Raw genomic sequence first — 13,803 nt, 5'->3', positions numbered from 1 at the left:
ACATCCAATTAAAAAAATCATCCCCTCGACCCACAAAACCGTATGTGTATAATCGTTACATCAGTTACAAGAGGTGACACTTAATGCACAGCATCATGATTATTTGCCCTGACCATTCACCACTCAAAGAGTCTGAAAAGTGGTTATCTCGCTATGGCTTCCAAGTAAATATCAGTCAATCCTTAGAGCAGGCCAACAAATATTATGAACTGACAGAATTTAACCTTCTGCTAATAGATCAAGAAGCCATTCAACACCTTAACAACAACCATACAGAACTGCCTAACCAACCTCGCCGCATCGTTCTAGACGCTAAAGCCAGCCTCAGCACGGGGGTTAACAGCATGGCACAAGGAGCGGTTTTTTATCTGCCACTGCCAACCGACTCTGAAACCCTGCTCAAACATGTCGTCAATGTGCTGGAGCAGGATGAGGCACAAGAGGCAACGCCATCACCAACAACGCCCAGCAAGCAGACAACAAAAGAGGAGGCGTTGACGCTAGGCACGCCTGGCAGCGGCATTATTGGTCAATCCCCCTTAATGCAGGACCTGTTTAGTGACATGCGTAAAATCGCGGGTACAGACGTTACCGTACTGATTCGCGGCGAATCAGGCACAGGGAAGGAACTGGTTGCCAAAGCACTGCACAACCTAAGCCGTCGCCACAACCACCCCATCATTAGCGTAAACTGTGCCGCCATTCCGGAAAACCTAATAGAATCAGAGCTTTTTGGTCATGAGAAAGGCGCCTTCACAGGCGCCAACTCATCCCACGACGGTTTAATTTATGCCGCAGATAAGGGCACACTCTTTCTCGATGAGATCGGCGAATTACCTCTAGAAGCGCAAGCAAGACTACTACGCGTTCTTCAAGAGGGTGAAATTCGTAAAGTGGGTGCCACACAATCAACCAAGGTCAATATTCGATTAATTACCGCGACACATAGAGATTTAATTGCCATGGTCAAACAAGGACGGTTCCGCGAGGATTTATACTATCGACTCTACGTCATGGAGCTCTTGCTGCCGCCACTGAGAGATCGAGGCGATGACATTTCCATGCTGGCACAAATTTTACTCGAGAAAGCATGCCAGAAGCACAACAAGCCAATGTACAGCTACAACCGAACATTTGATAAAGCCATCCGAGCGCACAACTGGCCAGGTAACGTGCGAGAGCTAGAGAATGCGATTGAAAGAGCCGTTATTCTTAGCCCGCCAGAACGGGTCGAAGCCGCCAATTTAAAACTCGCCAGCCAGCAAAACACTAGCCATACCACACATTCAGCAGCAGACAATACCATCTCACCCCAAGGAACAACACTCGACGATTACTTTAAGCATTTTGTATTAACGCACCAACACAAGATGACAGAAACCCAACTTGCACATTCTTTGGGCATATCAAGAAAAAGCCTGTGGGAAAGACGACAGAAGTTGGCAATACCCAAAAAGGTAACAACCTAAAAGTAACACTTGATACCAAAATACCCAAAAAATAATCACAAAATTGTAAAGAAAGTGTACAAAAACACACTAAAACCTAATGAAATCAGCACTTTATTATTTTTGGCACAACAAATGCCTTATATAGGACACAACGATAAGAAGATTGACCAAGAATAAAAATAAGTTAATCGTCGTATGTAGGTTCTTAAAAATAAAAATAACATGTAAGAACACCGTGACCTCTTCAAATAAAAATAAAAACTTGAGGTCATGGATGGAAAATCGCTTTGGATAATTGATTTTTTTAGATATACAAGCCTTCGGGCAATGAAAACAATGCAATAATAAAAATAAAACTTGAGTAGAACTGCAGAAGCAGCACCCACTTTGTTTTCGGAACTAGTATCTTCATGTATCCAAAGCGATTATTTTATTTACTGCTCAGTAAATAAGCAATAGTCGCTATAAATACCTACCCTTTTCAACGTATCAAAATCACCTAAATACAACCTTTATTCGTGTAACTTTACTCTATCACGTGTAGAATGCCCTTTTCGTTAACTTTAAAATTTGTTGTCTAATGCTTACAGGATTAAAATCTCTGGTACGTAAAGCTACCTCACTGTTTGCCTCTCCAAAGGCACAGACTTACCCTATTATTATCCCTCGCAGCGATCACAGCTTATCTCGACAAGACTTGAGCCCCAATGCTGTCAAAGTATTGTATCGCTTAAATAAAGCTGGCTACGATGCTTACCTTGTTGGCGGCTGTGTTCGAGACCATTTAATTGGCATAGAGCCAAAAGATTTCGATGTGGTCACCAACGCTACGCCAGAACAAGTACACAATATTTTCTCGAACTCCAGACTTATTGGTCGTCGGTTTAAACTCGTCCATGTCACATTTGGCCGCGAAATTATTGAAGTGTCTACTTTCAGAGCGAATTCTGCACAAGACGATGATGATGACGACACACAAACCACATCATTAAAAGGCAAAGACTCAGCCCGTTCCGCTCATGGCATTGTTTTGCGTGATAATGTCTACGGCAATATTGAAGAAGACGCAGAACGCCGAGACTTCACTTTCAACGCCTTATACTACAATGTCCAAGACTTCAGCATTCATGATTTCTGCGGCGGCTTGAAAGACATTGAAAACAAACAAATTCGAATCATTGGCGACGCACGCCAACGTTATCAAGAAGACCCTGTTCGTATGCTGCGTGCTATTCGCTTTGCTGGCAAACTAGGATTTGAGATAGAAGCCGAAACCGCTGCGCCAATCAAAGAAATGGCACACCTGCTGGACCACATTCCACCCGCGCGTTTATTTGAAGAAGTCTTAAAACTTCTTGGCAGCGGTAATGGCATTGACACTTTCCATTTATTACGCCAATACGGTTTGTTCCGTTACTTATTTCCAGATACAGACGCTTTGCTGCAAAGTGGCTGGAAACGCCATGATATCGACCCGCAAGCCTTCATACTTCAAGGTCTAAAAAATACCGACGATCGAATCCAAAGTGGCAAAACGACCGCGCCGTATTTTTTATATGCTGTCCTACTTTGGCCTAGTGTGGCTCTGCGCCATGAAGAATTTCAAGCTCAAGGAATGCCGGCCACACCAGCGTTGCATCAAGCAGCTAATATGGTGCTGGACAATCAAGTCGCTTCCACTGCCATTCCGCGTCGATTCTCCACACCAATGCGTGAAATCTGGGATATGCAATATCGTCTCCCTAAACGCTACGGAAAGCGCGCCTTCTTGCTGCTCGAACACCCACGCTTTCGTGCAGGGTTTGACTTCTTGCTCATACGTGAATTAAGCGGAACAGAATTAGACGGACTGGGCGATTGGTGGGAAAAATTCCAGCACGGCACAGAAAGCCAACAAAGAGAGCTGATAAAAAGCATTGATAACTTTACGAACGACAAAGAAGGCCCTAAAAAACGCCGCCCTCGTCGTCGAAAGAAAAGTAACGCACCGCAAAGAGAAACATTTGACGAGTAAGAGGACACCTCTTGATACACGCTTATATTGGCCTCGGCAGTAACCTTGAAGACCCAATGGCGCAGCTTGACCGCGCCATTGATACCCTAAAGAAACACGACGATGTAAAACATCTTCGTGTTTCTTCTATTTATGGCAGCAAACCGGTTGGCCCACAAGACCAACCTGACTATGTTAACGCCGTCGCCACCTTCGAAACCAACTTATCCCCCATTGATTTACTCGACTTATTGCAAAGCATCGAACAATCACAACGCCGTGTTAGAGAACGACATTGGGGACCGCGCACCTTAGATCTAGATCTGCTATTGTATGGACAGGAAATAATACAGCTACCACGACTTATTGTGCCGCATACCTTCATGCTAGAACGAGGGTTTGTAATAAAACCGCTTAGCGACTTGGCGCCTGATATGCGCTTAGCAAATGGCAAAACCGTTACCGAGCAATTACAGCAACTTGATACCAGCGATTTGGTCTTGATCAAAGAAGAATAAATTATGTATTCAGATAACTCACAAAGAAAGCTCACCAAACCCGTTACACTATCCACACTCAAAAAAATGAAAGCGGATAAAGAGAAAATCACCTGCCTCACCAGCTATGATGCCTCATTTACCAATGTCATGAACGTGGCAGGCGTGGAAACCATTTTGGTTGGGGATTCTTTAGGCATGGTCATACAAGGCCAAGACAGCACTTTACCCGTTACCATCGAAGATATGTGCTACCACACCGCGGCTGTTAAACGAGGCAATACCAACGCCTTCATCCTCGCGGATATGTCTTTTATGAGTTACAGCAAACCGGAACAAGCACTTGATAACGCGGCAAAACTGATGCAAGCCGGCGCCAACATGGTCAAGCTAGAAGGCGGTAGCTGGCTAGCAGACACCGTCAAACTGCTCAGCCAAAGAGGCATTCCTGTTTGCGCACATTTAGGTCTTACACCGCAGTCCGTTCATAAGTTTGGCGGCTACAAGGTGCAAGGTAAAAGCCAAGACGCAGCCGACTTACTTTTACAAGAGTCATTAGACCTTGTGGCGGCAGGCGCTGACATTCTTCTGTACGAATGCATCCCAACAGAGCTGGGCAAAACATTAACGGAAGCCGTTCCCGTGCCGACGATTGGCATTGGCGCTGGCCACCATACCGATGGCCAAGTATTGGTAATGCACGACATGCTTGGCATCAACCTTGGCCACACTCCCAAATTTGTAAAAAACTTCTTAACCGACGGTCGCAATGTAACGCAAGCCTTTGAAGCCTACGTAAAAGAAGTAAAAGACATGACCTTCCCTGGACCTGAGCACGGATTCAAATAATGCAAACATTCCATACTATCGCTGAACTTCGTGCCGCGCTAAAAATTGAGCGCCTACAAGACAAAAGCATTACCTTTGTACCAACCATGGGCAACTTACACGACGGCCACATGTCACTGATCCGTCGAGCCACGGAAGAAGGCGACGTGGTTGTTTCTTCTGTTTTCGTTAATCCAATGCAATTTTCCGCCAACGAAGACTTAGAGCGCTACCCAAAAACACTCGAAGAAGACAAGCGAGTCCTTGAAGCCAACGGTTGTCATTATCTGTTCGCACCTGACGCCTTAGAAATGTACCCAGATGGCAAACGCAGTCAGACACAGATCGAAGTCATGGGCTTATCTGACATCCTATGTGGCGCATCGCGTCCAGGTCACTTTGTTGGCGTTGCCACCGTGGTAACAAAATTGTTTAATATTGTTCAGCCAGACTGTGCCATATTCGGTAACAAAGACTTCCAACAATTAAAAGTCATTGAAGACATGGTACGAGACCTAAGTTCAAACGTGCGTATCATAGGCGTTGACACCGCTCGTAACGACGATGGACTTGCCATGAGCTCACGAAACGGCTACCTAACAGAAGAAGAAAGACGCATTGCACCAGCAATGTATCAAACACTGCTATGGGCGAAAGAGGCGCTCCTAGCAAACCGTGCGAGTCACGAGGACATTCGCGAACAAGCTCAGCAGAAGCTTGAAGCGGCTGGTTTCCGTCGTGATTATTTCGAAATCCGCGCACAAGATAATTTACAAACACCGTCAGAAGAAGAGAAACGCCTGGTCATTTTGGCTGCGGCACACTTAGGCAGTGCACGCTTGATTGATAATTTGCGTGTAGAGCTATAACTTTGATTTCTAGGGAGATTGTAATGGGCTCACCCACAGAATTGACTGCTTGGCAGAAATTAACAGAGCACAAACAAGAAATGGCGTCTGTTAACATGACATCTTTGTTCGCCGCAGACCCCAAACGTGCCGAAAAATACACGACTCAAGCGGCAGGTTGGACATTGGATTACGCAAAAAACCGCGCCAATGAAAAAACCCTGTCGTTACTGACGGATCTAGCAAAAGAGGCAGGGTTAGAGAGCGCTATTAAAGGCATGTTCAGCGGCGCGCATATTAACAATACCGAAGATCGCTCTGTCTTACACATCGCTCTACGTGCTAGCCAAGCGCAAGAAACACTGCTAGTAGATGGCGTCAACGTCCTCGCCGAAGTACGCGCAACACTGAAACAAATGGAACAATTTGTTGCCCAACTACACAGCGGCGAATGGAAAGGCTACACAGGCAAACGCATTACTGATGTTGTCTCTATCGGCATCGGTGGCTCTTACCTTGGCCCCAAAGTGGTTGCAGAAGCCCTAACACCGTACAAAAAAGACGACATCAAGGTTCACTTTGTTGCCAATATTGATGGTTCAGACATCACAGGCAAACTAAAACAAGTCAACCCTGAAACCACCGTTTTTGTGATTTCATCTAAAACGTTCGGCACTTTAGAAACCTTATCCAATGCCAACGCGGCGCGTGACTGGTTCCTAAGCAACGGCGGCTCACAAGAAAACGTCAGCAAACATTTCGCTGCCGTGAGCTCCAACGTGAAAAAAGCCGTTGATTTCGGCATGGCGAAAGAAAACATCTTCCCAATGTGGGACTGGGTTGGCGGACGCTACTCTCTTTGGTCAGCGATTGGCTTACCTGTTGCTATTGCCGTTGGCATGGACAACTTCTACGCCTTGCTAGACGGCGCTCACCAAATGGACGAGCACTTCCGCACCGCCCCGTTTGAAGAAAACCTCCCCGTTATCATGGGTACGCTGGGCGTGTGGTACATCAACTTCCACAACGCCCAAACCCACGCCTTGATTCCTTACGACCATTACCTTCGCGCCATGCCCGCTCACATTCAACAGCTCGACATGGAAAGTAACGGTAAAGCGAATCTATTAAACGGCGATGGCGTAGAAACCGACACAGGCCCAATCATCTGGGGTGGCGCTGGCACCAACGGTCAACACGCTTACCACCAGTTATTGCATCAAGGTACTCGCCTTGTGCCAGTAGACTTTATCGCCCCATTGGCGTCTCACAACCCCATTGGCGAACACCACACACAATTGTTTGCTAACTGCTTAAGTCAGTCGCAAGCCTTGATGGTGGGTAAAACCCTTGAACAAGCAGAGCAAGAGCTTCGCGATGCTGGCGCAACAGACGAACAGGTTGCCAAGATTGCACCGCACAAAGTGATCAACGGCAACCGCCCAAGCAACACGCTACTGACCGACAAAATGACACCCGCCACCGTGGGGGCGTTAATCGCGCTTTACGAGCACCGCACTTTTGTCCAAGGTACCATTTGGGGCATCAACTCATTCGATCAATGGGGCGTTGAACTGGGCAAAGTATTAGGAACCGACATCTACAACCGCCTAGTTAGCGACAGCGACAACAGCGCACTGGATGCCTCCACCCAAGCACTGATCAACGCGTTCAAAAAAGCTCAATCTTAACCGTTTAGCTTTTTATACAGCGCTACTAAAAACACCAGCCGAGGCTGGTGTTTTTATTTATCTTAGAAACAGAACAAATCGTAGGACATCATAAGCGACAGCGTAATGTGCCATTGAAAGCGAAACTTTCATGTAGATTGCAGCTTCAACCCGACAACTCTTCCCTACATCACACGACACCAAATCGTAGGGCATCATAAGCGACAGCGTAATGTGCCGTTGAAAGCAAAGCTTTCATGTAGGTCGCGGCCTCAGCCCGACAACCTCTCTACATCACATGACACCAAATCGTAGGGCATCATGAGCGACAGCGTAATGTGCCGTTGAAAGCGAAACTTTCATGTAAGTCGCGGCCTCAGCCCGACAACCTCTCTACATCACATGACACCAAATCGTAGGGCATCATGAGCGACAGCGTAATGTGCCGTTGAAAGCGAAGCTTTCATGTAGGTCGCGGCTTCAACCCGACAACCTCTCTACACGTCAAAACCACTGGCCTAAAGCAAATCATAAATGAAGAAGTATAGCTGCTAGAACCAGTGCTCAAGAGTACTTTCAAAATTACACTCACACATCCTTAACTAATCCTGAATATCTCTCCACCTCAGAGACGCTTTCAGAGACCAAATTATCAACATGGGCGAATAATTTAACGAATAATCTTAGGTCAATATTAAGGCATTTTATTGTAACTTAAAAACAGGTATAAAAGTTTCTTAAAAGGTGTAATAGGCGATACAATCAATGCGATCTAGAAACTGTTTGCAAATCTAGCTTTTTATTGATCGTTTCTTTGAGTTTTTCCACGCCCCGATAGCCTGAACCCGATGAGACAAATGACTCTTCTCCAAATATGAGTTATGGCAGCGGTTTAAGATCGTGTACATCCGCGGATATTGTCGTAATGCTGTGTACCGATCCTCGTTTCACATCGATACCAATATTTGCTTTCAGGCCAAATAAACATTGCTTTCCCTACTGCGTTTAATGTTTTCAGAATCTTGTGTTTTGAGCCGAGCTAGCCACTTCAATGGTGGTTGCATCAATGATCGTGCCTTCTTTGAAGTAAATACCAGTATCAGACAACCATTTATGTACTCATTCATATGGCCAAGAAAGAGTTCTTTTCGGGTTTCTCGACGTTTGCTGGTAAATTCAGTATCGGCGAAGGAGAGCTTGTTCATGCTGGAGATGAATCATCGTTGGCTTAAGTTGGCAAGATTATCTCATGTTCCCGACTTAATCGCATATTCCCTAATTTACAGTTCACTTATCAACGCCAGTTCTTATTATCTTTTCTGGGATCACTTTATAGAGACATAAGAAAGTAGAAATGCTCTATGCTACGTATGTGCCATTATCCACCTACATATCTCTAGTTTCTAATTACAATCACCTTAGTCAGCATTAATTAATACTCATTTTCAAACCTACATCGTTAAATATATCAACCATTACCAGCTCTATTTATTTGAAGTTACGCCATTACCCCAACTATTCCACTTTCCTTCTAGGAAAGGCTTTTTTGTAATCTATATTTAAAATTGAAAATATAGATTGGCGATAATTTTCCTGTATTTTATGAGTTTTTTCATAGTGCTGAGTACGGATAGATACAATTCTATTCATGAATAAATGTTTATCTTTCGAGTAATTTTTTACCATAAATTCCAGCTCAGATTTCATGTGAAAATCAAATTTTTCTGCACTATCTAAAAGGTAAAAATATTTAATCAGGTGGTATGCCGCTGTGGACTTTTGATCACAAAGACTAATAATGATTCCTTTGAGTTCAGGTTTATTTATGGCTTTCACTGATTTTTCAATAGACATTAAAACCCACAACATAGCTCTTACCGTTAATAAGCTTTTAATCTTCTCTTTAAGAACAAACTCGGACTCACTCGCATCGTATTCATCTGATTTTTTATACTGTTCAAACACATAGCTTGCTAGTGCATCTATTTCAGAAGAGTTCGCGACAATAACAGATGCCATCCGTAAACTTGCATCGCAGATAATCTCAATAATTTCCTGCAATTTAGCTTTTTTTAAACTTCCCGTCTTGTTTTTCAAAATCTGACTTAGTATTTCAATATTTTTATTACATTGAAATACTTGATGCATCATCTTGTCTGCGGCTGCTATACTTTCAACTTCACGATCATCTTGATGGTGGGCTTCTTCATGTTTGGTTCTATTCTTTCGATCTATGGTACGCTCTTCACTTACCTCACCAGTTCTTGCTATCTTTTCTGGGATCACTTTGTTGACGATCGCTGAAAAAATAACAGTTTCTTCTTTCGAAAGCGTAACTGGTTCAACATTATCAATAACACATGCTGTATGAGTAAGTATTTCATCAATCAAATCCATATCATTGGCATGATGAATAGTGAAAATCAGAATTAGTGAGTTATGCTTAGCAAAACTTGAATTGACCATTTCATGAATAGCATCTTTGTTCGCTTGATAATTTTCGGCTAGATATTTACCGAGAAAATAGTAATAAGTGTAGGCGATAGTGAACTTAACAGAGCTATTTGATTGAAAAAGTAACCCAGAACTATCAAAAAGTCGGTTCTTAACCGATTCTTTCATTAAATATTCATTTGAATAATCTCTATAAAATTCTGCAAATTGAAACTCTGAAAGTTGCGAGTTATCACCTTTCTTAAATATTTCATATGCAAAATTAGAGCAAAAAGTGAATGCGGATCCAATTGCGCTATCTTCATTATTAATACCGGACTTAATTAACCTAGCAAGTATTAATGCATGATAGCAGTGACCATATGCTGAAATCTTTAAATCCTCAGGCATAAAACTTTCAAAAGTCTGTAGAATAGATAAAATAAAAAAAGGATAGCGAGGAAGTACCTTATTATTGATTACAATAGCATTTACTTTATCTTCTAATTTGTCAATTAAAGTATAATCGACCTCGTCCGTGCCATCTTTAAGAGAGACCCATTTTTTAATTAGCTCTTCTTGTTTGCTATGACAAAATGGCTTTAAGTTTATCTCTCGGAATTCAGCAAACCTTTCGTCGTCAGAGTAGTAAGATTCATAAATATCAGAGCTAGAAAAGACAGAAATGTTAACGAAGTGTTCTTCAGCATATTTAATGAGCTCGGCACATTTAGAGTCTTTCGATAAGTTATCAAAATAGATACGTTTGTTTGTACTCTCAAACCAACAATTGAAGTCTCCGGTTTGCTGGCTGAAGAAAATTTCCTGTAGTATTTTACGTTTATCTTTACCTGTACCGACTTCATCAAAGTCAACCATTAAGCTAGGCTGCGATTGATCAATATCATTGATATAGAGCCAAGAACAAAACTTTGTTTTTCCTGACTGACTATCCCCAACAACAAATTGCCGACTTTCAGAATGAAAACCGGCAGCATCATCGATGTCTATTTCAAGGCCATTTTTGTTAACTGGGTATGCATAAAGATTTGGGAACACAAATATTTCTTTAAGAGAAATATCGTTTTCTTTGGCAGAGCAAAACTCAATATTGCAAAGACGAGACTTAGTAGCTTCATTTAGCTGGAAGTTTTTTTTTAACTCGTTAGCAACAGCTTTGATTCTTTCGTATACATCATGCCATGCTTCCTCTCTGCTCAACCAAGTGGAAACAGGCTTACCTTCATAAGGTATAGCCTGATATACTGACATATTATCAAAATCAAGCCACCCACATGTTTTTGCAATAATTGGTATTAATTGCTTGTTAGGCTGTGTTTTAGAAAATTCTATAGCTTTATGCCACTCTTCAATACAAGCATCAGAGCTAAGCCAGTTGGGAGTCACTAAAAAGACTACTATTTCAGCCTTTTCAAGACTTTTCAATATTTCAGATTTCCATGGTTGCCCTGCCAATATTTTACCGTCATGCCACTGTTCGATTATCCGATTTCTAACCAACATAGATAAATGGACTTCCAGCTCACGCCTATCGTCATTATCTTTATGGCAGTAACTATAAAAAAAACTAATCGGGTTATGTTCCATTGCTTTTTTCCTTGTTAGTCAACACGACTAATAAAAAAATAATTCAAAATATATTTTTTACTTAAAACGTAATTAAATATACTTTACCTAACTCAATGTCATTCTCAGTTGATCTTGAAGCTCTTCTAGATGAACAACTAATACATGTTGATAGTAATCAAGAATTTTTCGAAATATCGTTAAGAGGCACTAGCTCTAAAAGTAATTATTCTAATTTATCTATACGACCGCTCCTCCATGAATAGGTAATGAAATGGTGAGCTTCTTTAAAGTTAACCAAGTTAACCAAGTTAGCCTAAAATACAGACTAACTCAATTAATATTAGCAAATATAGCTCCAGCAGTATTGTAGTGGCCGCACGCAGGGCGAGTACAAACTTTTGGTTATATAAAATACCATTTAGTTTGATGCGAAATAACGACGGGAAGTAACTGGATTTAGAGGTTATCTTGTGCTTCGATTGACCCGAATTCACATGTAATAGGATGTCCCATTGGAACTCATTCGCAGCCTCGGTCAAGTTAAAGAAACGCGTTCACACATCAACCAAGTCTACCCAATACAAGAGGTCAGCTTTCTGTTGCTAGTCGCCGTTAGTTGTGGTCATCAGGGCTGGTCTGATATCGAAAATTTCGGCAACGGCAATCTGGAGTGGCTACGACGTTATTTTACTTACGAAATTGGCATTCCAACTTGCCAAAATATTGCCTGTGGCGGTTAGGGTCAGATGAAAATTAACTCTGTTACTTAGCCCCCCAATAACATGATTTTTTTATTGAGTAGTGATGCGCATCACGCTACACTTCATTCATGATTAAATCATTTAAACACAAAGGCCTTAAGAAGTACTTTGAAACAGGCAGTGCTTCCGGCATTCAAGCAAAGCATAAAAGTAAGTTACGTATGCAACTTACTGCAATTGATACCGCCCAAGAAATTGATGACATCAATTTACCCGGTTTTAAGTTACATCCCTTAAAAGGTGACCGTGATGGGATTTGGTCTATTACTGTAAACGGTAATTGGCGCATTACTTTCGAGTTTATTGATGGCAATGCTTATATTCTCAACTATGAGGACTACCACTAATGAGTATGCATAACCCTCCGCACCCAGGTGAATTCATATATAACGTCTATCTTGAACCTGCAGGCTTGAGTTGTCGATATTTAGCCAAACAACTGGATGTGGCTTCTTCGACGTTAAATCGAGTTTTAAAAGGTCAAAGTGCTGTATCACCAGAAATGGCGCTGCGTTTATCAAAAGCATTAGGCAGAACACCCGAAAGCTGGTTAGCTATGCAAGACAATTATGATCTTTGGCATGCAAAGCAGCACCTAAATTTAGCCAATGTACATGAAGTCAATTTCGCAATGACTTGAAGCCAAGCATTCCTACGCCATGTGTTAGCAAAACATTATGGCAAGTTATCAAACTCGATTAGACAAAAGAACTCTGAAAAGATACAAAGCAATAAGTTTGCTATCAGCATGAGTAAAGAGACAAAATCAGGAAGGAGCACTTATTATTGGTCTTGTAGATTTAAAATTAGCCGTAACGAATGCCGAGGCTTGGAAGTCGACTATCCTTGCCAAAATTGGCAGTGCCAATATCAAGGTAATGCGCATGGACGGCACACCATATCCAGACGAATCACATGATTACCCAGAAGGGCTTTTAGTTGTTGATGGTCAACTCAACCTTAAAGTAGGCTCGGACGAGATTACAGTTCGCGCGGGTGAGATTTTTATTGTTCCAGTTGGCATCGCACATTCCGTGACTTCGGGCAGTACAGGTACATTGGTTATTCTTGATGCATAAACCCTAGCCAATTAAGGTCAGGTGAAAATTAACTCAGTCGTCTCTTTCAACTGCCTGCGCTGTATCAAAAAATACCATCAAAATACAACTCCCCTCTTTTCAGTGCTATTCTTTTACCCAATCGCGGAGGATATACAATGACTCAAATAAACAGAAACATCGTTGAAGATGCGTTATCGCTCTCAACGAACGAACGGGTAGAGCTTGTCGAAAAGCTACTTGAAAGCTTAGACGCACCGAATGCTGAGCTAAACGCTATTTGGGCACGAGAGGCAGATGCTCGGATTGAAGCGTATGAAAAAAAACAGCTAAACTCCAAGCCCTTGTCTGAAGTGCTAAGTAAATATAAATGAACGTAGAATTTTTAGACATCGCCGAAAGGGAACTCGATGATGCCTTCAAATACTATGATGGTATTTATAAAGGCCTAGGATTGAGATTCATTGCTGAACTAGAGTCGTCGATAGAACGAATTAAATTACACCCAGATGCTTGGCAAAAAGCCAGCGCAGTTACGAACAAGTGCTTACTTAACCGATTCCCATATTCAATTATTTATCAAATTAAAGGCGACTTGTTACTGGTCGTTGCTATTGCCTCTAGCCACCAAAGACCTAACTACTGGGCTAATCGAACGAGTAGCTAGAACGAAA

The 13,803-nt window shown here is 42.4% G+C and carries 13 protein-coding genes; 12 read left to right on the top strand and 1 reads right to left on the bottom strand.

From position 1 onward, the window contains the following. Positions 1-83: 83 nt before the first annotated feature. From DKT73_RS13795 to pgi, 6 genes are all read left to right on the top strand, one after another. A complete protein-coding gene (locus DKT73_RS13795) occupies positions 84-1,469 on the top strand; it encodes a sigma-54-dependent transcriptional regulator (protein WP_111639140.1) in 1,386 nt (461 codons plus the stop codon). A 562-nt stretch (positions 1,470-2,031) separates the two neighbouring features. Continuing rightward, entirely contained in the window at positions 2,032-3,465 is a 1,434-nt protein-coding gene (gene pcnB / locus DKT73_RS13790; protein WP_111639139.1) for a polynucleotide adenylyltransferase PcnB, read from the top strand. Between the two features lie 14 nt (positions 3,466-3,479). After that, positions 3,480-3,962: a 2-amino-4-hydroxy-6-hydroxymethyldihydropteridine diphosphokinase gene (gene folK, locus DKT73_RS13785; RefSeq protein WP_198666630.1), complete on the top strand. Its 483-nt coding sequence runs from the start codon at positions 3,480-3,482 to the stop codon at positions 3,960-3,962. A 3-nt stretch (positions 3,963-3,965) separates the two neighbouring features. Then, positions 3,966-4,790 (top strand): 3-methyl-2-oxobutanoate hydroxymethyltransferase, encoded by an 825-nt coding sequence (panB, locus tag DKT73_RS13780; protein WP_111639137.1) that lies wholly within the window; start codon positions 3,966-3,968, stop codon positions 4,788-4,790. Further along, the gene (gene panC / locus DKT73_RS13775; RefSeq protein WP_111639136.1) at positions 4,790-5,638 is read left to right on the top strand and encodes a pantoate--beta-alanine ligase; all 849 of its coding nucleotides are present in this window, start codon (positions 4,790-4,792) and stop codon (positions 5,636-5,638) included. The genes panB and panC overlap by 1 nt, the downstream gene beginning before the upstream one ends. A gap of 23 nt (positions 5,639-5,661) precedes the next feature. Then, positions 5,662-7,308 (top strand): glucose-6-phosphate isomerase, encoded by a 1,647-nt coding sequence (gene pgi, locus DKT73_RS13770; RefSeq protein ID WP_111639135.1) that lies wholly within the window; start codon positions 5,662-5,664, stop codon positions 7,306-7,308. A gap of 1,494 nt (positions 7,309-8,802) precedes the next feature. On the opposite strand, the gene DKT73_RS13765 is transcribed toward pgi, so the two are convergent. Further along, entirely contained in the window at positions 8,803-11,328 is a 2,526-nt protein-coding gene (locus DKT73_RS13765) for a TIR domain-containing protein (RefSeq protein WP_111639134.1), read from the bottom strand. 494 nt (positions 11,329-11,822) lie between these two features. Between DKT73_RS13765 and DKT73_RS13760 the strand changes: the two genes are divergently transcribed. The 6 genes from DKT73_RS13760 to DKT73_RS13735 all read left to right on the top strand — a co-directional run bounded on the left by DKT73_RS13760 (position 11,823) and on the right by DKT73_RS13735 (position 13,796). Next, entirely contained in the window at positions 11,823-12,050 is a 228-nt protein-coding gene (locus DKT73_RS13760; protein ID WP_111639133.1) for a transposase family protein, read from the top strand. A gap of 89 nt (positions 12,051-12,139) precedes the next feature. Beyond that, the gene (locus DKT73_RS13755; RefSeq protein ID WP_111639132.1) at positions 12,140-12,418 is read left to right on the top strand and encodes a type II toxin-antitoxin system RelE/ParE family toxin; all 279 of its coding nucleotides are present in this window, start codon (positions 12,140-12,142) and stop codon (positions 12,416-12,418) included. Beyond that, entirely contained in the window at positions 12,418-12,711 is a 294-nt protein-coding gene (locus tag DKT73_RS13750) for a HigA family addiction module antitoxin (protein WP_111639131.1), read from the top strand. Before DKT73_RS13755 ends, DKT73_RS13750 begins: the two co-directional genes overlap by 1 nt. 244 nt (positions 12,712-12,955) lie before the next feature. Continuing rightward, positions 12,956-13,150, top strand: coding sequence for a cupin domain-containing protein (locus DKT73_RS13745; protein WP_198666628.1), 195 nt, complete (start codon positions 12,956-12,958; stop codon positions 13,148-13,150). A 137-nt stretch (positions 13,151-13,287) separates the two neighbouring features. Continuing rightward, positions 13,288-13,503 carry an addiction module protein gene (locus DKT73_RS13740; protein WP_111639129.1) on the top strand — a complete coding sequence of 72 codons (216 nt, stop codon included), beginning with the start codon at positions 13,288-13,290 and terminating at the stop codon, positions 13,501-13,503. Next, complete coding sequence (locus DKT73_RS13735; protein ID WP_111639128.1) at positions 13,500-13,796, top strand: type II toxin-antitoxin system RelE/ParE family toxin; 297 nt, start codon at positions 13,500-13,502, stop codon at positions 13,794-13,796. Before DKT73_RS13740 ends, DKT73_RS13735 begins: the two co-directional genes overlap by 4 nt. Positions 13,797-13,803: the final 7 nt, after the last annotated feature.

This window comes from Marinomonas shanghaiensis (assembly GCF_003259175.1).
Lineage (GTDB): Bacteria > Pseudomonadota > Gammaproteobacteria > Pseudomonadales > Marinomonadaceae > Marinomonas > Marinomonas shanghaiensis.
The sequence above is the reverse complement of the archived record's forward strand: the minus strand, read 5'-3'. Positions and strand labels throughout refer to the sequence as shown.

Bases quoted from the DNA above. Each gene is read 5' to 3' on its own strand.
- DKT73_RS13795 (WP_111639140.1), top strand. From the start codon at position 84: ATGCACAGCATCATGATTATTTGCCCTGACCATTCACCACTCAAAGAG.
- pcnB (WP_111639139.1), top strand. From the start codon at position 2,032: ATGCTTACAGGATTAAAATCTCTGGTACGTAAAGCTACCTCACTGTTT.
- panB (WP_111639137.1), top strand. From the start codon at position 3,966: ATGTATTCAGATAACTCACAAAGAAAGCTCACCAAACCCGTTACACTA.
- panC (WP_111639136.1), top strand. From the start codon at position 4,790: ATGCAAACATTCCATACTATCGCTGAACTTCGTGCCGCGCTAAAAATT.
- pgi (WP_111639135.1), top strand. From the start codon at position 5,662: ATGGGCTCACCCACAGAATTGACTGCTTGGCAGAAATTAACAGAGCAC.
- DKT73_RS13765 (WP_111639134.1), bottom strand. From the start codon at position 11,328: ATGGAACATAACCCGATTAGTTTTTTTTATAGTTACTGCCATAAAGAT.
- DKT73_RS13755 (WP_111639132.1), top strand. From the start codon at position 12,140: ATGATTAAATCATTTAAACACAAAGGCCTTAAGAAGTACTTTGAAACA.
- DKT73_RS13750 (WP_111639131.1), top strand. From the start codon at position 12,418: ATGAGTATGCATAACCCTCCGCACCCAGGTGAATTCATATATAACGTC.
- DKT73_RS13745 (WP_198666628.1), top strand. From the start codon at position 12,956: ATGGACGGCACACCATATCCAGACGAATCACATGATTACCCAGAAGGG.
- DKT73_RS13740 (WP_111639129.1), top strand. From the start codon at position 13,288: ATGACTCAAATAAACAGAAACATCGTTGAAGATGCGTTATCGCTCTCA.
- DKT73_RS13735 (WP_111639128.1), top strand. From the start codon at position 13,500: ATGAACGTAGAATTTTTAGACATCGCCGAAAGGGAACTCGATGATGCC.